Raw genomic sequence first — 21,847 nt, 5'->3', positions numbered from 1 at the left:
AAGGAATTGTCTTATGAGTCGAATGCTTCTTTTTACTTCAGGACTCATTGTAATATGGATTACTGGTTATTTCCTTATTGTAGGAAGCCATGTATTAATTCCTTTAGTCATCGCCATTTTTATTTGGCATCTTCTTAATACCATCAGTAATATTATCCAAGCAATACCAAGGGTAGGTAGTCGACTACCTGGTTGGTTAAGTATGATTTTTGCTTTTGTGATTGTTGCCGTTTTTATTTTTATCTTCATCAATATCATTACAAATAACGTCAATAATGTCATAGCAGCATCAAATCGCTACCAAGAAAATTTATTAGCCATTTTCAGCAATATTGACAAAACACTACATATTGAAATTTTATCGAGCTTGAACCAAATGATAAAATCGCTCAATTTACAAACAATTTTAGTCAACGTCTATGGAGTATTCTCAACTCTTGCGAGTTCTACTGTACTTATTATGCTTTATGTCGCATTTTTATTTGCAGAACAATATTTCTTCCTCAGTAAAATTGATGCGCTGTTTCCCTCTTTAGAAAATCGCATACTCGTAAACAATATTTTGAATCATATTGTGATGAATACTCAAACGTATCTTGGCTTAAAGTCCATTTTAAGTATTGTCACCGCCCTTTCCAGTTGGATTATTATGAAATGGGTAAAACTCGATTTTGCAGAGTTCTGGGCACTTCTTATTTTTTTTCTCAACTTTATACCCAACATTGGGGCAATCATTGCGATTGCTTTTCCTGCTTCTTTAGCCATAGTACAATTTACCAGCTGGATTCCGTTCACAAAGATTATTTTGGGTTTAGGGACAGTACAATTTATTGTGGGGAATATAATTGAACCTCGTTACTTGAGTAATTCATTAAATTTAAGCCCGCTTGTAATCTTATTTACCTTGGCGGTCTGGGGTGATATATGGGGACTACTGGGAATGTTTCTGGCCGTACCAATCACCGTAATGATGATGATTATCTTTGCCCATTTTGAAAAGACAAGGTCGATTGCTATTCTTTTATCTCGGGATGGAAATGTTTTTAGAACTTATGAATTATTGCCTGTGGAAAATCCTCCTGCTCAAAATTGGTCTCAATATTAAGAAGTGTTGATATTATTTATTATTTAATGTGGGTTCGATATAAAAAGAAAAGTTATTTTCATATCGAACAGATTTTATTTGGAACTGGCTCCAGTAATAAATGGGATAACGTTCGTTTAGCTACATAAAGGTATAGAAATGCCTTGACGTCGAACTCCCATTATTTAGACTCCCAGAATGCAATATGCGCGCCAGTAGGATCTTTAATAATTGCAAAAAGTCCCATATCTCCTACATGGGTAACCCCTTTTATTTCCTCAGCTCCATGCTGTTTTGCCTGTTCTAAAGTTTCTGCAACATTCCTTACCAATATATAAGCCATCCAATGAGGAGGGATTAGGTTCTGTTGATCCGTAGGAATTTCCCATATCCCTGCAATATCTTTATCACCCGCTTGGATAATGGTATACGTCATTTCTTCAGAATGAATTTCCTTATAGTGCCAACCTAATAAGTTACTGTAAAATTCTTTAGATTTTTTTAAATCAGTAGTAGCTAATTCATTCCAACAAAATTGACCTGTTGTATGTTGCGACATAATTAATTTCCTTATCTAATTTTAACGTGAATTTAACCCTTTTGAATAATAGCTCATAATTTTATAATTGGTTAAAAAAATTCGACACTCTATAAACTCAAAAATATCCTTAGTGAAAAATCGAATTAAAATGATGAATAACAAATTGTAAAATAATAAGTGCAATAATCACTATTGGAATCACTAAAGGAAACGTACCCTGATTAATAGGTTTGGAGCCGCTGTTAACATTTACATTCATACTGTTTAAATTTGTTGAATCATAAAATGTATCTTTATCAACGACAATCGCCTGGGGTGGTAGTTGTTCTGATTCAGTTTTTATGCGATTATTTTTCTTTACGGCTGTGCCTATAGCTAAAAACTCGATTAAGCCATTACCTAATTGATAGACATACGTTTTCACCCCTACTACATCATCAGCGCCTAGAGCTTGTGCTTCCTCATTAATTATGGCCAGGGCATTTTCACGTGCATGATAAATCATTCGTGTGAGCTCATTAATTTCTCCACGAACAAATGCTTTAATAGTTGACGTAATTCCGCCGATTATTCCTAAAGAATAGACGGAGGTACCTAACAATAACTTCATGGGTGTATACCCCATACGCGCCATATTCCACATTTCAATATTAGTCATGTCACTTGTTACTATCTCATTGCCTGGATCACCCATTAATTGAGGGTTATAAGAACCTGTTCCTATCATAAGCATTTCATTAACGCCCCCAAAAGGTAAAACCGTTGTTTTAATACCAAGAACAGCATTTGCTTTATACTGTCTGGCATGTGCCGTGATGCGGTTTAAGGCTAAGTGTCTGGTTTTATTAAAAATATCAGAATATTCCTTAATTTCACCACGTCCCAAGGTCTTCAAGCTTCCAAGAATACCGCGTCCCAAACCCATAGAATAAGCAACATTACCAAAAGAAAAACAAATCGGTTTGTAGCCAGCATCAAGTTGGGCATATAATTCCTGGCCATCGGCCGAGGTTGAAAACTTCTCCTTATTAGCCCCTTCCTCCCCGTAAATCACTGATCCTATAGATAAAAACTCCACATTTGCTCCATGAAGAATCAGCTGACTGGTCACTCCAGTAATGCCTGTCGCATTCATACTGACAGCTTCTTCTAACATGCGTTTGTAGGCCGTTTCCCTACCCTCTTCTATAAGCGACGTAATTTGCGTTAATTCACCGCCAAGAATCACTTTAAAACTTGAACCTACGCTTCCAATAATGCCTAAAGAATGGACACTATTTCCAACCACTATAGGACCAGGTGCGTAGTTTTTAAGTTGGAGACAAAAAATTTCATTACCTGATAATCCTGTAGTAACTGTCATTATTTATTTCCTTAAAAATATTCTTATATACATAGTGTAGCTGTTATTTGTAATATAAAGATGAGGATAATACTCGTATGTTGGGGATAACAGTCACCCTGTTGGGAAGCAAAATATGCAGCGAAAATTACTTAATTTCTTAATTTTTATTTTTTACGCTCATACTCTTTATGCAGACTCTAACAATCCTTGTAACGACATACTGAATGTTGTAAACAGTCCAAGTAATCTCGACAGCTCATGTTCCGTGCCTTTTAAAAAAGTTTTAATTGAATTAAACGCCATTGATCTACAATTAAATGGCCATCAAGGCGTCCAACAGAATGTTCCAAATGCAGAAATTCGCTTTGGATTACCCTCTAATAGTGAGTTCTTGGTAAATCCCCCTAATTACATTCATCAAAAAAGTTTCCCCAAATCAGGTATAACTACCGCCTCATTTGCCCTCAAACACTCTATTTATTACAACCAACAATGGATGTTTGCATTAGAAGAAATTGTTAATATACCAGGGGGAAGTACTGCTTATGGAAGTCATGGCTGGGGATCTACACTTAATGGTACCGCGAACTATATAATTAATGAGCGTCTTAGTATTGATGGAATGCTTGGTATAAGCAGGCTTAGTGATTCATCACTCAATGGTGGCAAACACTATAATAGTATTAACCCTGATATTGTTGTCACTTACTCAGTGAACGAAAAAATTGATATCTATGGTGAAGTATATGGACAAAGTAGAATTAGTGCTAACGAAACCGCAGGATATAACTTTGATGGTGGCATTTTATTTCTTATTTATGCTAATACTGTATTGAGTATCAGTGGCGGGCAACAGCTTTATAATTATTTAGGTGGCTTTACACATTATATTAATTTGGGAATGTACGTGATGCTGTAGCCTCCTCTAATTTATAAGAAAATCCTGAAATTGGATCATTTGAATTCAAAAGCCTGTAAACATCATGTGGAGATTCATTTTTACTCATTCGTTGTTTTTGATAAGCATCATTGACGCAATAAATCATATAAGCAAGTGTTAATCCGAGTGCAATTGGCCATGAAGCGGCAGCTGCCGTGATAATAAATGCAATTCCACCAACATTAAAGACCAAGGCTTTCCAGAACTGTTGATAACTTTGAACGCATTCTTCATTTAAGATCTTGGCGAGCTGTTGATGATGTTCATCATTTTGGATCGTTCCATTAGATAATTCACGTTGTAGCGTTAGTTTTGCTTTTTGGTATTTCTTATAATTCTCAGAAGTATTATACAATGCATTGCCAAGCATACTAAAAAACGCAAGACCCGCTAGAGCAAGTGGGCCAGTACATAGCATACTAATTGCAAAACTGGCTGCAATTATATTCGCAGCGAAAATATTGATCGCAAAATAGGAGCATTGAGACTCCCATTCATCATTTAATACATCAATCTGGCGTTGAATAACAGCATACTCAAAAGTTGTTGCATCTTTTTGCTGTGCTTGCAATTCTTGCAGGCGTTCATTATGTTGATTCGCTTCAAAAATCCACTGTGCCAAAAGCAACAGACTATCGAAAATCAGAAAAGTAGCAACCATTGGTGAAATAAGAGCTTGCGCAATGTGAAAAAACTGATTGTAGGTAGTCAATAAACTCACCGTGGCCCATACCAAGTCACTAGCCATGACAAATCCACGCTTCTCCATTTCTTGCCTGAGAACTTTATTGGCTGATAACTCATCCCTCATTGCTGCCTGAATAAAATGTTTGATCGTCAAAATCAGATTTAGAAGAAAGCGAAACGTAAAAAGTGCGATACCTAAGTCAGTTATTCGCTTGCTCGATTTATTTAAAAAGTCCATTCCCTCAGCGAAACTATACGGATTGCCAATTATTTGATTTATTTGTTGAATGGATTCAGCGATAGAGCTCTTTTGCAAATAAGTAATAAAATATTTGGCTAAACCTCGACTATAAGTAAATCGAGATCGGTTGGTATTAAGATCACCAACACATTTTCTTAATTCAGAAATGCTCCTAAAAATAGACAAAGAATTTTGAAAATTTATTCTTAATTCGTTTAATACAAAATTGGGGAACTTATGGATTACTTTTTGTTTCTTAACACGATCTTCGTGAAAAAATGTTTCTATTTCTTTTCTAAATTGCTTTAATTTTTGCAGCTCAGAATTTACGTAATCAGATTGATAATATAAAATCAAAAAATCACACAAGTATATTAAATAAAATACAGCTTCATTATCTTTGAACCAAAACGATTTATTTGATAAAACAACCTGCTGTAGTAAAAAAAATTCCTTACGTAATTGTTCTAAATTAAACTCATCTTCTTTAAATGAAAATTCCTGTTTTTTATAGGAATTATTGAAAAAAGCATGCTTTATGAGGCTTATTTGGGATTTTCTCATAAAAGAGCCCTAAAAAAGAGTGGTGAAATTGTACTATGACTCGTTGAAATATGATTAAACAATAGCGTTAATTTTTTGCAAAAAAACTGTTAAAAGCCGACAAAATTAGATTTATAAAGATAGATAAATGGTAAAAGCCAACAAAAACCCTCTTTTTTTTATAAAAACTAATTGGTACACTCATTGCAAAATATCCCCCTAATAATTCGAGATATAAGTTGATTCTTGATGCAGATAAGCCTTTTAATTCTAATGAAAAAAATCAATCAGGAGAGAAGGTTGTTATTATCATTCCAACATATAATGAAGCGTCAGTCATTCAAACAACAATAGAGCAAGTATTTGCATCAGTACAATTAGCCGTTAATTACGACATTCATATCTTAATTTTTGATAGTGCATCTGCAGATAGCACCCAACAAATTATTTCTTCCCTGCAAAAAGAGTACCCTAAATTACATTTAAAGCAGGAACCGACAAAATCAGGCCTGGGTTCTGCTTATTTGCAAGCAATGAATTATGCATTAACCTCTCTTAATGCAGACATTGTTTTTGAATTTGATGCAGATCTTTCGCACCAGCCCAAATATATTCTTCCTATGCTGGACATGCTCAAAACCCATGATTGTGTCATTGGGAGCCGGTACGTCAAGGGAGGGAGCATTCCCAAGAACTGGGAATTACACCGCAAGCTATTTTCTGTATTAGGTAATTATGTTGCAAGAGCGGTTCTTACCCCCAAATATAAAGATTTCACGAGTGGATTTCGAGCCACACGCCGTGAGCAATTAATGAAAGTGCTTCCTAAGCAATTTCTTACAAATCATTATGCGTATAAAATTCAGTTATTGTGGCTTCTGTACAAAAACAACGCAAATATTTGTGAATATCCAATTACCTTTATTGATCGAAACATGGGTTATAGTAAATTACCGAAAAACAGTATTGCTGACTCCCTGCGAGTTGTTTTTATTTTGCGTTATTATGAAATTAAGCGCTATATAGCCATGTGTCTCGTTGGCTCTTTGGGAGTCATCGTGCAGTTTGCTACATACAATATTCTACGTAGCCATTTTTCTTTTCCTCCTTTTGAAGCATCAAGAATCGCCATTGCTGCAGCCATTATCAATAACTTTATTTTGAATAATAAATTCACCTTTAGAATGAAAAGCAAAATACCCCGGTCAATGAAAATAAAGAGCTTAAGTATTTTTGTTCTTTATTCTATATTTATAATCTATTTGCAAAGTTATTGGTTACACTTTAGTGTTCTTTTCTTTGGTAGGGGACCTTTTCGAGAAAATATCATCATGGGTTTGGGCATAAGTTTAATATCGCTTTTAAATTATTACATTTATTCTCGCCATGTTTGGCCAGATAAACACGTCCACTGGAATAATACTGATGATACGCACACCACGTAACATTTATCTATGGCTTATTCTTTATTTTGCTTTGATGTTAGCAATAGCCCCCATTAATATTTTATCTCTTGACACTTATTATTATTGGGATTGGAGCCGCCATCTTGCTTTATCTTACTATGATGGCTCCCCCATGATTGCCTATTTTATTAGATGTGCAACCTTATTATTCGGCAATAATCTTTTTGCTTTAAATTTTGTAGGCATTGTAGTGGCAGCGGCCTGCTGTGTAATTATCTACAAAACCGCTCGATTTTTTTTGTCCCCAGAAGCAAGCTGGATTGCTGTATTTTCGTGGCTATTCTCACCACTCGTCACGATGGATATTTTAAAACAGACAACTTACGATACCCCTCTTACTTTATTTTGGGCTTTAACCCTTTATTACACAGTAAAATTGATACAAACCAATAAAAACAGAGAGTTATATTATATTGGTATCAGTGCGGGTTTGATGATGCTCTCAAAGTATACAGGCATTGTCTTAATTCTATCCTTACTCATTTTTGTAATTTTTAGTACTTACCGGTCTATTTTTAAGACAATTCATTTTTATCTTGCTACAATTCTAGCGATCCTAATTTTTAGCCCCGTAATCCTATGGAATTACCAAAATCATTGGGAATCTTTTATCTATCAATTAACCTCTCATCAATTAAATCACACGGTTAATCCTTTTTATAATGCAATCAAAACTTTTTTTACATCTTTTATTCCTGCACTCAACATTATGCTTCTGCCTCCTTTTTTGGTAAACAGCAAAAATCTGGATGAAAAAAATGCTTTAATAGTTCGGTTATGTCGTATTATCTGTTTTACTTTTTTATGTTTTTACATCTATACAGCGAGTAAAGCAGAGGTTAGGATTTTTTGGCTTACGCCGTACCTTATCAGTAGCTCGATTTTATTTGGATACAGCTATACCATTTTGCCTTTTCGTAAGTTAGCTGTTTCATTAATTGTCATTTATAGCTTAATTAGCCTCTTTATCCTGATTGATAATACTTCTAAATTTAATCTCATTAAATCTAAAAAACTTGCGTTTTATCACTTAATACAACAATTTAACGCCACCTATCCGCAGCTCCCCAATACAATTCTTACCTCTGGTTGGTTTCAAGCGCGCATGATGTTTTTTCTTCAAAACAAGCCAACTATTTATACTTTAGGTTGTGGCACTGCACAAAATCAATATGCGTTATGGAGTACAGAAGTTAATAAAAAAATTAGAGACAAAACATTAAAAGAAGCGATCTACATCGATAGATATGATAGACAAAGCTGTTTGCAAAAATACTTTGATCGCTGTGAGAAAATACCAACGCAGAAATATCCCTTTAGACGTAAAGAATATGCATTGAACGTTTATCGATGCCAAAATTTATAAACACCATATAAATTAATAGCGTGCAAAGTTGCTTTTTTAAATTTAAATTAGGATGATAAGAGTTTACAGTTTCCGATTCTTCTTTTAATGTATTGCCTTGATTAACTACAATCGATTTAGTTTATAGTAGTTTGATTTTAAATGGCTTGTCCAAAACGGAATTTATCTTCTGGATACCGCAGGCAAACAGCGATATGTTGAAATAAGACCTAAAAATCAAACCACCATAAGAAACACCAAGAATTAATAAGGACCATTGATGCTCAAAACATTCTTTCTTTTTACCGCATTATTTTCTTCAATTTGTTTTGCTGAGGAACGAGAAATCGCCATTACGATAGATGATTTACCCCTTGTAGCCTCTAGAATGAATACCCCAGGAAATAAACAACGCTCTACTGAGCGCTTTACTCAAATTGTACAAACCTTTCAAAAATATAAAGTCCCTGTGATAGGTTTTGTCATCGCAGGAGCAATAGAAAAAGGGCAATGGTCGTTTCTAGAACAATTTCGCCAAGCAGGATTCATGCTAGGTAACCACACTTATTCTCATTATAACTTAAATCAGATGAGCGCTGAAAAGTATATCGCAGATGTTGACCGTGCCGATAAAATTCTTGAGCCAATCATGACTCATCCTAAATATTTTCGTTATCCCTATCTTGCGGAGGGTACTAATGGAAAAAAACAGAAAGTGCATGAATATCTTAAGGAACATAATTACACTATTGCACCAGTAACGATTGATAGTAAAGATTTTGAATTTAATGAAATGCTCTATAAAGTTCCCTATCGTTCAAGAGAAAATTATATTCAGAAGCTCAAACCACGTTATCTCGCTTATATATGGAAACAAACATTAAACGCCGAAAAAAGATCTGGTAAAAATAGCAAACAAATATTATTAATTCATGCTAATCTTCTCAATAGTTATGTATTAGGTGATATTCTGGAAATGTACCAAAAAAATGGTTATAAATTTATCAGTATCACTGATGCACTGAAAAATCCTGCCCCTGTTCTTAATTTGTCATCGCCCCAAAAAGGGATCAACAAAACATTAGAAGAAGAATTATTAGGAATTTCTCTGGATGCGCCCAAACAAAATTATGTGACCCCCAGTAAAATTGAATGAGAGTGCAACTATAATCTGGTTTTGCAAAAACCACTGGAACAATCTGTTCAAATGCAGAGTATAGTTTTAGTTTTCACAAGCTATAATGTTATATAGGTCATTGACTAAAACAGGAGGTTTTGTGTTACTACTCGCAATTGCTTTATTCATTGCAGCTGCTGTATGCGGTTTGATCTTGTTAACTGCAATATTGCAAGATAAACCTGTGAATAAAGCCGCTAAAAATCTGCATGGAATTTTTGCGGTAGTAGGGATTATCCTCGTTTTAGTGTACGTATTTATCTTGATGCCGAACTGGTCTCCCCTCCTGGTTACAAGCTCAATTTTGCTTATTCTTGCAGCATTAGGGGGGTTAACTTTATTTATCCTAGGCATGAAAAAGAAAAAGATTCCTAAACTAGCAGCAGTCATACACCCACTTATTGCTTTTGCAGGTTTACTTGCTTTGATTATCTATGTTTTACCCTAATTAACATGGGTGGGACGTCAAGGCATAGAAATGCCTTGTGACGTTTTATTGCCTGTTACTTTTATTCCGGCTCAAACCGATCTTTCAAACGCTGACGAACAAATTTAACCATATCTTGTGGCGCTTTATCCGGTGAGCCCGTATCAAAAGGAGGTGCTGGATCATACTCCAAACCAAGTTGTAAGCATTGAGCGATAAGCTCATTAGTCAATTTTGAAGCCAAATAGAAGGCCATATCAATACCAGCAGAAACCCCTGCAGCAGTAACAATTTTACCATCGACGACAAATCGGTTGGAGGTAGGTAAAGCCCCCCAATGCGCCAATCGGTTCATCACGGCCCAGTGTGTCGTTGCTTTAACACCTGACAATAGACCTGCTGCGCCCAAAATTAAACTTCCAGTACAAACCGAAGTGGTCCACAATGTATGCTCGTGAATTTTTCTAATCCACTCTAAAATTTCAGGATATTCACGTAATGCAGTCGCAGTGCCACCTCCTGGAATTAATAAAACATCTGTTTTTGAGATATCGGCTAACGCATGTTCAGCCATTAAAGTAAGTCCCGAAGCATGTACTGGTCCAGAATTTAAACTCGCCCTTTGTACTGTAACACCAGGAAGTCTATTTAGTACTTCATAAGGTCCAATAGCATCCAGAGCAGTCATACCCTCATAAAATAAAAATGTAATTTGCATGAATACTTATCTCCTGTCTTAGCATCTCTTAGTCAATTGAAATTGTTTAGGGCATTAATTTCTTCAATGAAATAACCAATAACATATCATTATTTATTAGCAAATATATCGATCTAACATAAATTTTTCTTTTGACATCTTAATAAAAATTTTAACTTCACATAAGTTTCGCTAAAAAGTCCATTTAGTCCGGTCTTGGTTTCGTTCAGCCTGATGAGAGGCAAAATGCCCCGTCGCTAAGAACTGGTATAGGGCTTAACAACAGGGCTATGCTATTCTTTTGCCAGAACGGTTCGTGTGATAAATTCAAATGGCTGATATATGAAGCTAATGTTTTTAGAATTCTCGTGAATATTATGCTTTGCGAAAACAAAAATATCTGTTCAAAACAAAACATTTGGATCTACCAAGGAGTTCTTTACTAAAAGCACCTTGTGCCTGGATTTATCACCACGCTTTAAAACAACTTGACTGGGTGGCACTTTAAATAGTTGAGCAACATATTTTAATAATTCTTTATTAGCTCGGCCTTCAATTGGCGGGGCATTTAAGCGAATTTTAAGCACCCCTTCGTGCATCCCAACAATTTCTGATTTTTTGGCTCCAGGCTGAACATATAAATACAAAATTAAATGTTCAGCTTCTCGCTTATACCACACAAATTAATACCCATTGACGTTTTTAACTCATTAAATAATGTATCATAAAGTTACAAATCATGAACAGCACAATTAATGACGAAGATTTTTAGGCAGGTAATCCATAACACAATAGCTCAAACATTTTGTATTGATAATTTCAAGATGACGAAAATAAGTAATTTCTTTTAAATAAAAATCGAAATGTTCTTGCATCGCTTCAAAATATCCCTTGATAACAACAGAATACCGCATTTTAGCTGCATGATGTATTTCAAGTAATTTAGAATATAAGGAGATTATTTCCTGAGCAAATTCTGCATGCGCAATTAGGGCTCTATCAAAACAATTCACTTCTAAAAGTTGATATTTAAATTTATTGATTCGGACTATCATATTAAAAATATAATAGCTGATTCTATCTGTTTTATTTTTATAATCTAAGCCTAAAAGATTAGGAATAGAATAAATCGTATCGCGTATATTATTTAAATCAGCAATATAATTTCCCAATACCTTATTTTTATCTATGTCAATAAATTTTGCCTGCAACTCCACTAAACTCAAAACAATGCGTTTATAAGATTGAAAGTCTTTTTGAGCATGCTCCGAAATAGTGAAATTGGTGCTGGCTTTTAAATGCTCTATATGCCCTATCACCATAAAGCACACATTTTTGATATCTTCAAAAGTTAAAAATTCAAGGGCATTAGTCTCGATTTTTTCACCAATTTGATCAATTACTTTTACCACATCATGAGATAACATTGCAGTCCAAAATTTGATATCTCTTGATGTTAATTATAGTTTAATATTTATACGATTTGTGCGTTAATAAAGATCTGAGATTACTGGAAATGAAAGGCCAACACTGATTTGATGCCACTTGGCCGCAATTAAAAATCTTAAAGAAAATCAGAGTCTTTTTTGATATTTTTAAAGGCTACCCTATGTAGCCTTTATTTTTGTCTTTATGCCAGATAGGTGAGATTAAATAAAACACCATTGGTGTAAAAATGATTGAGAGATAGACCTGAGTTTAACGTTTGATCTTCAGCTCGACCTAACCTGCTTTTACCCCAGTCAGCAAACTCATATCCAACGCCTACCTGCCAATGGTCATTCAGCGCTTTTTGCAAGCCCACTCCAACTGTGTATGTAAAGCTGGTCTCAGTATGTGACGCAAAATTAGGGGTAGGCAGGGCTTCAAAAATGATAGGTGTATTATTAAACCCATGGGCATCATTAAAACCAACCCCTATGCTACCACTTACCCAAGGCATAGCAACAAGTCCCAATTCTGCCAATAATTTAGCCTTTACAGCTACATGAGTATGTTGCAATTTATAGCTATAGATAAAATTATCAAATTCTGGATCAGCATCATCCCAGATACTTCCATGCAATGATGTATTATTAGTAAAGCCAACGGCAACACCAAGTTGACCTTGTAATGTTGGAGACAGTATTTTTTGGATGCCTAAAAAAACCTCACCATCAAAAATTGCATCATTTGATTCTTCCATTGTATAGGTTTTAACAATATCTGGGGTTAACTCAATGGTCTGTGTCTCGGCACTTGCTGCCCATACAGGACCAGCACTAAAGGTACCTACCCAAGTCCAATCGGGTTTCGTTGGTCCCATTGTTCCCGCATGGACGCTACCTATTAAAAAGCCCGTTGATAAGGACAACAAGCCCACCATTTTTTTCATGAAAAAACTCCTGTTAAATATCATATTCGCCTCATCTTAACAGACTCTACTAAAAAAAACCTTAATAATTGGCGGCCAATTTAAAAAATTTTGCGAGTTTAAATTCACTCTAATTTTTTATGTTTTCCAATTATACCCACCCATGCAAAAATAGAAAAATTTATTAATTATCATATATATAAAATCAAAAAACATTTAACACCGCATTTAAAAGTTGCCGTGTATATGCTTCTTTAGGATGTTGTAAAATACTTTCACAAGTACCAAATTCTATCCCTATCCCATCTTTCATAACCAATACTTCATCGGCAATATAAGACACGACACCCATGTTATGAGTGATAAACAAATAGGAGATTCCTGTTTCTTGCTGTAATTCTTTTAATAAATTAAGGATTTGAGCCTGAACTGAAACATCTAAAGCACTAGTGGGTTCATCGCAGATTAAGATCTCAGGCTCGGTAGCCAAAGCCCTGGCTATACAAATTCTTTGTCTTTGCCCACCTGAGAATTGATGGGGATACCGCTGTAAGCTAGTGCTTGGCAAGTTAACATGATTTAGTAGTTCCTTTTGTCTTTTGCTAATGAGTGAATGTGTCATACCTTGAGCATGCATCCCTTCAGCAAGAATTTCCCCAACCGTCATACGCGGGTTCATCGAAGAATAAGGATCCTGGAAAATAATTTGAACTTTTTTTCTATAATCCCTTAACGCTCGCCCCCTTAACGTCAATACATCCTGATCTTTGTAATGTATTTCCCCACCAACAATAGGTAATAGACGCAATAGAGCGCGGCTGGTTGTTGTTTTACCACAACCTGATTCCCCAACTAAAGCTAAGGTTTTTCCCTGGTGCAAACGAAATGAAAGGCCATCAACTGCTTTTAAGAAGGTTTTATGACGACTAAATATCCTTTTTTTCTGAACAAAAGCTATGGACAAATTCGTGACACGTAAAATACTCTTTGTTTCACTATGGGTTCGATTCCATGCTACTTTATTTTTCTCTAAAGGTGGTAATTCACTCATATCGGGATATAAATGACAACGCACAAGTTGTCCATTCAGTTCTTGTAATTGCGGCTCCTCCTGTTGACATCGTGAAAAAGCATAAATACAACGAGGGTGAAAACGACAACCCAAAGGCATTTCATCCAATGGAGGAACACATCCATAAATGACGGACAGGCGCTCCTGTCGTTTTGCAAAAGAAGGCACGGAATCTAACAGCTGCTGGACATAAGGGTGCTGCGTTTGTCGTGAAAAAAATTCTTCTATGGACAACTGGGCAACTATTTGTCCTGCATACATAACACCCACATGAGTAGCCATTGCTTTTACCACACCTAAATCATGCGTTATCAATAACATACTCATCTTGCGAGTATTTTGTACTTTTTTTAACAGGTTAAGTATTTGTGCTTGCACTGTTACGTCCAAAGCAGTTGTTGGTTCATCTGCAATTAAAATATCCGGCCTACATGCTAAAGCCATTGCAATGACTACGCGTTGCTTCTGCCCCCCTGATAATTGATGCGGATATTGATGAATTTTGACTTTAGGGTGCGGCATTTCTACTTCATTAAGTAGTGATAATAAAGATTTTTCTAATTCCTGAGAGGTAATTGACTGATATTTCAATAAAACTTCTGCTAACTGCTCCCCTATAGTCATTACTGGATTTAGTGCCGTCATTGGTTCTTGAAAAATCATTGCAATCTTGCGGCCTCTTAATTGCCGCATCATGTGTTCCGATAAATCAAGAATATCTTGTCCATCCACCCGGATTTGACTGTCAATTCCATAAACACCTGATTTAGGTAACAAACGCATTAATGCCAAGGAAGTCAAAGACTTGCCACAACCTGATTCACCTAATAAGACCAGGGTTTCACCTGGATGTAAATTAAAATTGAGTTGATCTAACGCGGGTACTATCTTACGATGATCTTGAAATACTACCGATAGTTGATGAATTTCAACACTCTTTTTTTGCATATGTCTTCTGATAATGCCTCTTTTTTTACTTGCCAAAAAAAGCTTCTTTAATATAGATTTACAAAGGAATATACAACTACTGTATCATAATATGTGGTAAAATAAACATTAACTATTCTCCTCAATTTTAATTATATTTTCATTGAAACTGTGCTGAATTGTTACAATAGACTTAACTTATATTTTGAGATATGCCCATGTCAGAAAACTACACTGCCCAAGCAATTGAAGTCTTAAGTGGACTTGAGCCCGTTCAACGACGTCCCGGCATGTATACCGATACGACTCGTCCAAATCATTTGGCTCAGGAAGTTATTGATAACAGCGTGGATGAGGTGTTAGCCGGTTTTGCCAGCCATATTCGCGTCACACTTCATGAAGATGGCTCTATTGAAGTCGAAGATGATGGCCGGGGTATGCCTGTTGATTTACATCCACAATTAGGATTAAGTGGTGTCGAAGTAATTATGACTCGCCTGCATGCTGGAGGTAAATTTTCCGATAAAAACTATAGCTTTTCTGGTGGATTGCATGGGGTTGGGGTCTCTGTTGTTAACGCGCTTTCTGAACGTCTCGATGTCACCATCAAACGCAATGGGCTTATATATCAAATGTCGTTTGCTAATGGCGATAAATTATGTGAATTAAATGAGGCTGGCCTAACTAAAAAAAGGGATACAGGAACTACTATTCGTTTTTGGCCTAATTCCAAGTATTTTGATACTACCCGTATTTCAATCAAGCATTTAATGCATGTGCTCAGAGCAAAGGCAGTACTTTGTACTGGCTTATCCATGACTTTTATCAATAAAGTAAACAATGAAGAAATGCATTGGTGCTATGAAAAAGGACTTATTGATTATTTAAATCAATCATTACCTGATGGAGATTACTTACCTGAAGAGCCATTTATTGGTGAATTTAAAAGCGATGAGGCAACCGTTGACTGGGCCTTGGTCTGGTCAAATACTGCGAATACTGGCTTTAGTGAAAGTTATGTGAATTTAATTCCAACTGTCCAGGGCGGTACCCATGTAAATGGTTTACGTTCCGGTTTGTTTGATGCGATGGCTGAGTTTTGTGAGTTAAGAAATTTACTACCCCGTGGCGTAAAACTCACCGCGGATGATCTATGGGAACCTTGTCAATATGTGTTATCTGTTAAAATGAAAGAACCACAGTTTGCAGGTCAAACTAAAGAGCGTTTGAGTTCGCGTCAAATTTCAGCTTTTGTCAGTAATGTTGTTAAAGATGCATTTGCACTATGGTTAAATCAACATCGTAACCAAGGCGAAGCAATTGCTGCATTAACAATAGAGAGGGCGCAAAAACGTTTAAAGCAAGCGAAACAGGTTGCTCGAAAACGGGTAAGCCAAGGACCTGCCCTACCTGGTAAATTGGCTGACTGTTTACAAACCGATCTTAGCCAAGCCGAACTGTTTCTAGTCGAAGGAGATTCTGCAGGTGGTTCAGCCAAGCAAGCACGTAATAAAGATTTCCAAGCAATTTTACCTTTGCGGGGAAAAATTCTTAATACCTGGGAAGTAGATTCTTCTCAAGTTTTAGCCTCCCAAGAAATTCATGACATTTCCGTCGCTATAGGAGTAGATCCTGGTTCTGATGATCTCAGTGGGCTTCGTTACGGCAAATTATGTATTCTTGCTGATGCCGACTCAGATGGAGCACATATCGCCACCTTAATTTGTGCTTTATTTTTACGTCATTTTAAACCCCTTGTTCAAGCAGGACATGTGTTTGTTGCAATGCCTCCCCTTTATCGAATTGATGCAGGAAAGGAGGTTTATTACGCGCTGGATGATGAAGAAAAAAATCGTATTCTTAACCACCTAACACAAACCACCCGCGCTAAAGCTAATGTGCAACGTTTTAAAGGGTTAGGAGAGATGAATCCAATACAATTACGTGAAACGACCATGGATCCGAATACACGGCGATTGGTGCAACTCACCCTTGGTGATCAAGGTGATGCCGAAGCGATTATGGACATGATGCTCAATAAAAAAAGAGCGAGTGATCGAAAAGTCTGGTTAGAGACAAAAGGGAATTTAGCAGAAATTTAGTTCTTCGATTTTGTAATTTTCATATTCAGCCCAGAATATTTCTGGGCTGAATAGACCCGTCATTTAAATAACATGTCCTATTAAACTGTCAACACGTCTTAGTTTAATTTTTTTCAAGAAATTAATTACAAAAAAATAATACCCAGTGTGCGACAAGCAGAATTTACTTTTATAGTTTAACTTTTGGTTATATCTTATTAAGTTCTATCCTAAAGAAATTTTCATCTAACTCATCTGAGATCAATCTATGACCATAAAATGGATACCGGATAACCAAATTGGTGAAGTACAAAAAGATGGCTCCTTTACCCGCGCAGCTTCCTATGGGGTAAGCATGATTAATGCTTATTTTTTTGATGAATTATCAAGACTTGACACTACCAACCAAGAAAAAAATCTTTTGGAAATTATTGAGGTGGAATCCAAACTGGTACCTTCATTGAAAGCCTTGGACATCATCGGTTTCTTCTCTCCTATGGAGTGGCTACAATGTGATAATCAAGGGCGAATAATGATTATTTTACTTTATTTTACACAACAACCAGAGGCTGTTACTCCAGAAATTGTGCAACAATTAAAAGAAAAATATACTACTTTGATACCAATTTTACAAAAAATGGTTGATCAAATTTTAGACAGGTCTACAACATGAAAAATCCGACCATTGCAATAGATCCCGACAAATTAATTCCTGACAACAAACAAGGAGTGATTACTGAAAACGGAACATTTTATCGTAAAGGTACATCACTTGCGACATTTGCCAATGCAAAAAAATATCAGGAATTAATTGATAGCGGCGTGAATGATATCCACCATCCAGAAATTCAAACCGCTATCAATGATCAACGATTTATTACCAATATGATGGCGGTAGGATTATATTTTTCTTTTTTCCCAGAAGCAGATTGGTTGGCTGATGAACAACAAGAAGGTAAGATGTTGCCTGCTTTGTTGATGCTACAACAATATCCCAATAAACTATCCCAACAATTACACCAACGCTTACTCTACTTAAAAAATAGGCTTAATCCCATAACTCAAGCTTTAATCGAAGAAACATTGGATCATCATAAAAATTATATGGAGCAACTCGAGGAAACAAAAAAATATTTATCTCATTTATTGTTACAATACATGCGCAGCCTGCAAAATCAAAATATTAATGATATCGATGCACTTTGGCTCGATAAACCAGAAAGTTGTTTCATTAATCCCTGCGCTGATAAACCTATCAAAGGCAAAAGCAGCATTATAAATTTCATTAAAAACCATGTTGATCAATTAATCTACCAAGTTTCCGATATAGATATTGAGATAGACTTAATCAAAGGAATTGCACATTTATACGCACTAAAGACTTTAAAAACAGAAGCAACAGCAAATCCTATACTTAAAAAAAGGCTTTTGCCGACTAAGGCTTTAATCAATGTAGAATTTGTTCGTTTAAATATCCCCTCCTGTCAACCCATTTTAAAAGGGTTTAAAGATTGGCGATTAGGGAATTGGAAAATTTACAATTGGACTGAAGTTTTTCCCTACAGCCAAATTTAAGGATTTGATTCATGCTGAAAAATTCATTTAAAATTCTTGGTCTTATTTTGCTCATATCGACTAGATACTCCTTTGCTGCTTTATATTTAGAGACACCCATTCAAAAAAAACTATTGTCTGATAGTAAGATGCATCTTTATCTCTGTGGAACTGGTGATCCAGAAGTAACGATGCAAAATATCCGTAGACCTGCTTGTCTTGCTATGATTGCAGATAAACACTTTATGCTATTTGATGCGGGTGAGGGAGCATCACAAACTTTAGCATCGATGGGTTTACCTTACGCCGCAATTCATAATGTGTTTATTACTCATTGGCATTCAGATCATTTCAGTGGCTTAGGGCAAGTTATTAATGCATCTTGGAATAATGGACGTAATCAACCTATCAATGTTTATGGGCCATATGGAGTGCAGCAAGTGCTAAAAGGATTAGCAAAAGCCTACCAATTGGATGTAATTTTCCGTGCATCTAATAGTCAAGGAAGATTAGATCCACAGTTGGGATTCGGGATCCCCAAATTAGTGGATGCGGTTAACCACGATCAAACTGTTTATAAAGTACCAAACATTAAAATTACTGCGTTTCCTGTTTCTCATGAACCTGTCTATCCGGCGCTGGGATATGTTATAAATTACAAAGGATGCAAAATAGTCATTAGCGGCGATACCAAAGTTAATTCTACACTCACAGCCCACGCTAAAAATGCTGATCTTTTAATTAATGAAGTGCTTAGTAATCCGCTAAACCAAGAAACATATCAACAATCAATGGCAAAAGGCAATAAATTGGATGCTGCATTTTCTTTGGAAACCAAGAATTACCATTCTGATTCATTAGAACTTGCAAAAATGGCGCAACAAGCTAAAGTTAAACATTTGGTCTTGACCCATTTTGTGCCTGCCATTCCAACCACATTAGATGCACAACAAGCCTTTGTCAAAGGAATGAGTAAGTATTACACGGGACACATGGTAATTAGCGCAGATAAAGATGAAATCATCATTGAATCCACAGGAGCTGGCCATTGTCAAATTCAATATAAATCGGCCCAACAACCTGTGATTCCGGTGTTTAAAATTAATTAACTTTTTTAAGGGTCATGCTCATCGTACTAAACTTAATTAAGAGGAGTAACCATGGACGGTTTTTCCCAACAAACATTTCCTAATGTAAACACAAATAATTATAGTCAAATAAGAGATACAATAAAAACGGGCGATCTTTTATTTGCTTCAGGAAATTCTTTGATGTCTTCGATGATTAAAAGAGCAACAAATAGTGTTTGGAGTCATATTGCATTTATTGTTCGCCTGGAAGCAATTGACCGAATCATGATCATGGAAAGTGTTGAAACCGTTGGTGTCCGTACTGTTGCATTAAGCAATTATGTGCATAATTACAATGGTAGCGGGCAAGGATATCCTGGAAAAATAATGCTTGCTCGCTATCAAGATTTTCCAATTCATTCCTTTTCAAATCTTTCAAAACAGGCAGTTGATCTGCTCGGATACCCCTATAATACAGAAGAGATTCTCAGAATTGCTGCCCGCATAGGAATGAATGCATTTGGTTTTGATAATACAAGTCCTGAAGTCATTTCTTCCCATTCATTTATCTGTTCTGAGTATGTATATACTTGCTATAAGTCTGTTGGAATTACTATAGATTATAACCAAGAAGGATTTATTGCTCCTGCTGACTTCGCCCGCTCCCCTAAAATTAATCCACTGTGTTTTATTGCAACAGAATGATACAAACAAGCTGAGGAAATTGGGATAATAGATTTTTTACTCCTTATGCCCTGAGGATTCCCCGATTTTTTTGTAATCTTGTTCACCAAAAATAGCAGATGAAAATACATAATATTTAAACTCCAGCAAATTGTTGCTAGGGTCTTTCAAGAAAAAGGATTGATGTTCTATTCGGGTATCTTTGAATCGTGTTTTAGGGGGAATTTCAAAAGGAATGTGCTGCATTTTAATTTTTGCCGTAAAAGCATCAAAATCATCTCGCTCCAGAAAAATTAAACCAAAATGCCTGGGATAGATTCCTTCTTGAGAAGGAGGAATTAAATCTACTTTATGAGCCACAATTTGATGGCTACCAAATTCCAGAATCAATGCATTATCGGATTCTCGTCCTAAAAAAAATCCCAATTTATGATGATAAAACTCTTTAGCTAATGCTAAATCATGGACTGGAAATGCAAGATGAAATAATGTATTCATGAATTTGATTTCTTAGTCACTTTTTTAACTTTAGCATTTTTTTCCATTTCCCTGGGTAGACGATTCCTCTTAATATACATATTTCCTGGATTTCCTGAGTCACTTTGTCTATGTTTAGGATTAATGGAACTATGAGATGAATTGTTCTTTTGCGTCATTTCATGCTCCTTACATTGGATATTGTATAAGGATAGCAAAAGAAGAGCAAACTCGTGTAAAAATATATGTTTTAAATTAACAAACAAGTATGTAAAAATACTTATTACATTACTGTTTCAATTGTAACTAAAATGCATTTAAATATTTTGGATTATATAATTCATATTGATGTTTATCTAAACACCATTGTTTCAAATTATGGTTTTTGGACCTACTTGGCTTTATTCGCTGTTATTTTTTGTGAAACAGGTTTAGTAGTAACTCCTTTTTTACCTGGAGACTCCTTGCTTTTTGCTGCTGGAAGTATTGCTGCGCAACCAGGAAATCCATTACATATTTTGATTTTGTTTTTATTACTTTTCTGTGCTTCAGTGTTCGGAAATCAAATCAATTTCTTAATAGGGCGTTTGCTGGGACCTCGTATTTTTTCGGCTGAAAAATCTTGGCTCCTTAATAAAAAACACTTACAAGAAACGCATACATTTTATGAAAAACATGGTGGAAAAACGATTATTTTCGCGCGTTTTTTACCTATTATACGTACCTTTGCTCCTTTTGTGGCGGGAATCGGGACAATGAGTTTTATGCGTTTTACCCTGTATAATTTAATGAGTGCATTGATATGGATTGCCAGTCTCTTAAGTCTTGGTTATTTTTTGGGGTCAATTCCATTAATTAAAGAAAATTTCGCACTAGTCATTTATGGAATTATCTTTATTTCGATATTACCCCCAATTGTTGCATTGTTAAATCGAAAACAAACGTAATCAAGGGACAATAACATGAGTAACCGTTCACGACACTTAACTGCACCTTTTGAGCATATCTTGGGTACAATGATAACTTAAAGCCCTGTCTAAAACATGTATACTGCCTTAGAGAGATATTAGGCGCATACTTGAACAGTACCCCACAAAAAATCTGTCATACTCAGAGAGATGTAAACATTCTGAAAG

At 35.7% G+C, this 21,847-nt stretch carries 22 protein-coding genes; 12 read left to right on the top strand and 10 right to left on the bottom strand.

Features of this window, described 5'->3' with window-relative positions; all coding sequences use genetic code 11:
• Window positions 1–13: 13 nt before the first annotated feature.
• The gene (locus tag EKG34_RS03835; protein ID WP_003632593.1) at window positions 14–1,105 is read left to right on the top strand and encodes an AI-2E family transporter; all 1,092 of its coding nucleotides are present in this window, start codon (window positions 14–16) and stop codon (window positions 1,103–1,105) included.
• Window positions 1,106–1,265: 160 nt separating this feature from the next.
• Here the strand turns inward: EKG34_RS03835 and EKG34_RS03830 are convergent, their stop codons facing one another.
• Window positions 1,266–1,643 carry a VOC family protein gene (locus EKG34_RS03830; protein WP_003632595.1) on the bottom strand — a complete coding sequence of 126 codons (378 nt, stop codon included), beginning with the start codon at window positions 1,641–1,643 and terminating at the stop codon, window positions 1,266–1,268.
• Window positions 1,644–1,752: 109 nt separating this feature from the next.
• On the bottom strand, window positions 1,753–2,988 hold the full coding sequence (locus tag EKG34_RS03825; protein WP_003632596.1) for a heavy metal-binding domain-containing protein: 1,236 nt from the start codon (window positions 2,986–2,988) through the stop codon (window positions 1,753–1,755).
• A 115-nt stretch (window positions 2,989–3,103) separates the two neighbouring features.
• Between EKG34_RS03825 and EKG34_RS03820 the strand changes: the two genes are divergently transcribed.
• The gene (locus EKG34_RS03820; RefSeq protein WP_003632597.1) at window positions 3,104–3,889 is read left to right on the top strand and encodes a transporter; all 786 of its coding nucleotides are present in this window, start codon (window positions 3,104–3,106) and stop codon (window positions 3,887–3,889) included.
• Here EKG34_RS03820 and EKG34_RS03815 read toward each other — a convergent pair.
• The gene (locus EKG34_RS03815) at window positions 3,861–5,402 is read right to left on the bottom strand and encodes a hypothetical protein (RefSeq protein WP_003632598.1); all 1,542 of its coding nucleotides are present in this window, start codon (window positions 5,400–5,402) and stop codon (window positions 3,861–3,863) included. The two genes, EKG34_RS03820 and EKG34_RS03815, sit on opposite strands and share 29 nt — an antisense overlap.
• 218 nt (window positions 5,403–5,620) lie before the next feature.
• Between EKG34_RS03815 and EKG34_RS03810 the strand changes: the two genes are divergently transcribed.
• The 4 genes from EKG34_RS03810 (at window position 5,621) to EKG34_RS03795 (ending at window position 9,817) form a co-directional block, all read left to right on the top strand.
• On the top strand, window positions 5,621–6,826 hold the full coding sequence (locus EKG34_RS03810) for a glycosyltransferase family 2 protein (RefSeq protein WP_003632600.1): 1,206 nt from the start codon (window positions 5,621–5,623) through the stop codon (window positions 6,824–6,826).
• On the top strand, window positions 6,807–8,213 hold the full coding sequence (locus EKG34_RS03805; protein WP_003632601.1) for a glycosyltransferase family 39 protein: 1,407 nt from the start codon (window positions 6,807–6,809) through the stop codon (window positions 8,211–8,213). Before EKG34_RS03810 ends, EKG34_RS03805 begins: the two co-directional genes overlap by 20 nt.
• A 259-nt stretch (window positions 8,214–8,472) precedes the next feature.
• Complete coding sequence (locus EKG34_RS03800; RefSeq protein ID WP_003632603.1) at window positions 8,473–9,348, top strand: polysaccharide deacetylase family protein; 876 nt, start codon at window positions 8,473–8,475, stop codon at window positions 9,346–9,348.
• 121 nt (window positions 9,349–9,469) lie between these two features.
• Complete coding sequence (locus EKG34_RS03795) at window positions 9,470–9,817, top strand: hypothetical protein (RefSeq protein ID WP_003632605.1); 348 nt, start codon at window positions 9,470–9,472, stop codon at window positions 9,815–9,817.
• A 61-nt stretch (window positions 9,818–9,878) separates the two neighbouring features.
• Here the strand turns inward: EKG34_RS03795 and EKG34_RS03790 are convergent, their stop codons facing one another.
• The 5 genes from EKG34_RS03790 to EKG34_RS03770 all read right to left on the bottom strand — a co-directional run bounded on the left by EKG34_RS03790 (window position 9,879) and on the right by EKG34_RS03770 (window position 14,866).
• Window positions 9,879–10,514: a DJ-1/PfpI family protein gene (locus EKG34_RS03790; protein WP_003632606.1), complete on the bottom strand. Its 636-nt coding sequence runs from the start codon at window positions 10,512–10,514 to the stop codon at window positions 9,879–9,881.
• Window positions 10,515–10,897: 383 nt separating this feature from the next.
• Window positions 10,898–11,173 carry a DUF167 domain-containing protein gene (locus tag EKG34_RS03785; protein ID WP_012978884.1) on the bottom strand — a complete coding sequence of 92 codons (276 nt, stop codon included), beginning with the start codon at window positions 11,171–11,173 and terminating at the stop codon, window positions 10,898–10,900.
• Window positions 11,174–11,245: 72 nt separating this feature from the next.
• Window positions 11,246–11,920 (bottom strand): hypothetical protein, encoded by a 675-nt coding sequence (locus tag EKG34_RS03780; RefSeq protein WP_012978883.1) that lies wholly within the window; start codon window positions 11,918–11,920, stop codon window positions 11,246–11,248.
• A 203-nt stretch (window positions 11,921–12,123) separates the two neighbouring features.
• The gene (locus EKG34_RS03775) at window positions 12,124–12,867 is read right to left on the bottom strand and encodes an outer membrane protein (protein WP_003632610.1); all 744 of its coding nucleotides are present in this window, start codon (window positions 12,865–12,867) and stop codon (window positions 12,124–12,126) included.
• Between the two features lie 184 nt (window positions 12,868–13,051).
• Window positions 13,052–14,866: an ABC transporter ATP-binding protein gene (locus tag EKG34_RS03770; protein ID WP_003632611.1), complete on the bottom strand. Its 1,815-nt coding sequence runs from the start codon at window positions 14,864–14,866 to the stop codon at window positions 13,052–13,054.
• Window positions 14,867–15,063: 197 nt separating this feature from the next.
• On the opposite strand from EKG34_RS03770, the gene parE reads away from it, so the two are divergent.
• From parE to EKG34_RS03745, 5 genes are all read left to right on the top strand, one after another.
• Complete coding sequence (gene parE / locus EKG34_RS03765) at window positions 15,064–16,947, top strand: DNA topoisomerase IV subunit B (protein ID WP_003632612.1); 1,884 nt, start codon at window positions 15,064–15,066, stop codon at window positions 16,945–16,947.
• Window positions 16,948–17,194: 247 nt separating this feature from the next.
• Window positions 17,195–17,599, top strand: a complete 405-nt coding sequence (locus EKG34_RS03760; RefSeq protein ID WP_003632613.1) for a hypothetical protein — start codon at window positions 17,195–17,197, stop codon at window positions 17,597–17,599.
• Window positions 17,596–18,501 (top strand): hypothetical protein, encoded by a 906-nt coding sequence (locus EKG34_RS03755; RefSeq protein WP_003632614.1) that lies wholly within the window; start codon window positions 17,596–17,598, stop codon window positions 18,499–18,501. The genes EKG34_RS03760 and EKG34_RS03755 overlap by 4 nt, the downstream gene beginning before the upstream one ends.
• An 11-nt stretch (window positions 18,502–18,512) precedes the next feature.
• Window positions 18,513–19,589 (top strand): MBL fold metallo-hydrolase, encoded by a 1,077-nt coding sequence (locus tag EKG34_RS03750; protein ID WP_003632615.1) that lies wholly within the window; start codon window positions 18,513–18,515, stop codon window positions 19,587–19,589.
• Between the two features lie 51 nt (window positions 19,590–19,640).
• Window positions 19,641–20,255, top strand: a complete 615-nt coding sequence (locus EKG34_RS03745) for a YiiX/YebB-like N1pC/P60 family cysteine hydrolase (RefSeq protein ID WP_003632616.1) — start codon at window positions 19,641–19,643, stop codon at window positions 20,253–20,255.
• Between the two features lie 36 nt (window positions 20,256–20,291).
• On the opposite strand, the gene EKG34_RS03740 is transcribed toward EKG34_RS03745, so the two are convergent.
• Window positions 20,292–20,732, bottom strand: a complete 441-nt coding sequence (locus EKG34_RS03740) for a VOC family protein (RefSeq protein WP_003632618.1) — start codon at window positions 20,730–20,732, stop codon at window positions 20,292–20,294.
• Window positions 20,729–20,890 (bottom strand): hypothetical protein, encoded by a 162-nt coding sequence (locus EKG34_RS18145; protein WP_003632619.1) that lies wholly within the window; start codon window positions 20,888–20,890, stop codon window positions 20,729–20,731. Before EKG34_RS18145 ends, EKG34_RS03740 begins: the two co-directional genes overlap by 4 nt.
• Before the next feature lie 132 nt (window positions 20,891–21,022).
• Here EKG34_RS18145 and EKG34_RS03735 point away from each other — a divergent pair, with 132 nt between their 5' ends.
• The gene (locus EKG34_RS03735) at window positions 21,023–21,658 is read left to right on the top strand and encodes a DedA family protein (protein ID WP_003632620.1); all 636 of its coding nucleotides are present in this window, start codon (window positions 21,023–21,025) and stop codon (window positions 21,656–21,658) included.
• The last annotated feature ends 189 nt before the right edge of the window (window positions 21,659–21,847 follow it).

The sequence above is a fragment of the Legionella longbeachae genome (assembly GCF_004283175.1).
In the GTDB taxonomy this organism is placed as follows: domain Bacteria; phylum Pseudomonadota; class Gammaproteobacteria; order Legionellales; family Legionellaceae; genus Legionella; species Legionella longbeachae.
This window is presented reverse-complemented; position numbering and strand designations above follow the sequence as displayed.

Bases quoted from the DNA above. Each gene is read 5' to 3' on its own strand.
- EKG34_RS03835 (WP_003632593.1), top strand. From the start codon at position 14: ATGAGTCGAATGCTTCTTTTTACTTCAGGACTCATTGTAATATGGATT.
- EKG34_RS03830 (WP_003632595.1), bottom strand. From the start codon at position 1,643: ATGTCGCAACATACAACAGGTCAATTTTGTTGGAATGAATTAGCTACT.
- EKG34_RS03825 (WP_003632596.1), bottom strand. From the start codon at position 2,988: ATGACAGTTACTACAGGATTATCAGGTAATGAAATTTTTTGTCTCCAA.
- EKG34_RS03820 (WP_003632597.1), top strand. From the start codon at position 3,104: ATGCAGCGAAAATTACTTAATTTCTTAATTTTTATTTTTTACGCTCAT.
- EKG34_RS03815 (WP_003632598.1), bottom strand. From the start codon at position 5,402: ATGAGAAAATCCCAAATAAGCCTCATAAAGCATGCTTTTTTCAATAAT.
- EKG34_RS03805 (WP_003632601.1), top strand. From the start codon at position 6,807: ATGATACGCACACCACGTAACATTTATCTATGGCTTATTCTTTATTTT.
- EKG34_RS03800 (WP_003632603.1), top strand. From the start codon at position 8,473: ATGCTCAAAACATTCTTTCTTTTTACCGCATTATTTTCTTCAATTTGT.
- EKG34_RS03790 (WP_003632606.1), bottom strand. From the start codon at position 10,514: ATGCAAATTACATTTTTATTTTATGAGGGTATGACTGCTCTGGATGCT.
- EKG34_RS03780 (WP_012978883.1), bottom strand. From the start codon at position 11,920: ATGTTATCTCATGATGTGGTAAAAGTAATTGATCAAATTGGTGAAAAA.
- EKG34_RS03775 (WP_003632610.1), bottom strand. From the start codon at position 12,867: ATGAAAAAAATGGTGGGCTTGTTGTCCTTATCAACGGGCTTTTTAATA.
- EKG34_RS03770 (WP_003632611.1), bottom strand. From the start codon at position 14,866: ATGCAAAAAAAGAGTGTTGAAATTCATCAACTATCGGTAGTATTTCAA.
- parE (WP_003632612.1), top strand. From the start codon at position 15,064: ATGTCAGAAAACTACACTGCCCAAGCAATTGAAGTCTTAAGTGGACTT.
- EKG34_RS03760 (WP_003632613.1), top strand. From the start codon at position 17,195: ATGACCATAAAATGGATACCGGATAACCAAATTGGTGAAGTACAAAAA.
- EKG34_RS03755 (WP_003632614.1), top strand. From the start codon at position 17,596: ATGAAAAATCCGACCATTGCAATAGATCCCGACAAATTAATTCCTGAC.
- EKG34_RS03750 (WP_003632615.1), top strand. From the start codon at position 18,513: ATGCTGAAAAATTCATTTAAAATTCTTGGTCTTATTTTGCTCATATCG.
- EKG34_RS03745 (WP_003632616.1), top strand. From the start codon at position 19,641: ATGGACGGTTTTTCCCAACAAACATTTCCTAATGTAAACACAAATAAT.
- EKG34_RS03740 (WP_003632618.1), bottom strand. From the start codon at position 20,732: ATGAATACATTATTTCATCTTGCATTTCCAGTCCATGATTTAGCATTA.
- EKG34_RS18145 (WP_003632619.1), bottom strand. From the start codon at position 20,890: ATGACGCAAAAGAACAATTCATCTCATAGTTCCATTAATCCTAAACAT.
- EKG34_RS03735 (WP_003632620.1), top strand. From the start codon at position 21,023: ATGCATTTAAATATTTTGGATTATATAATTCATATTGATGTTTATCTA.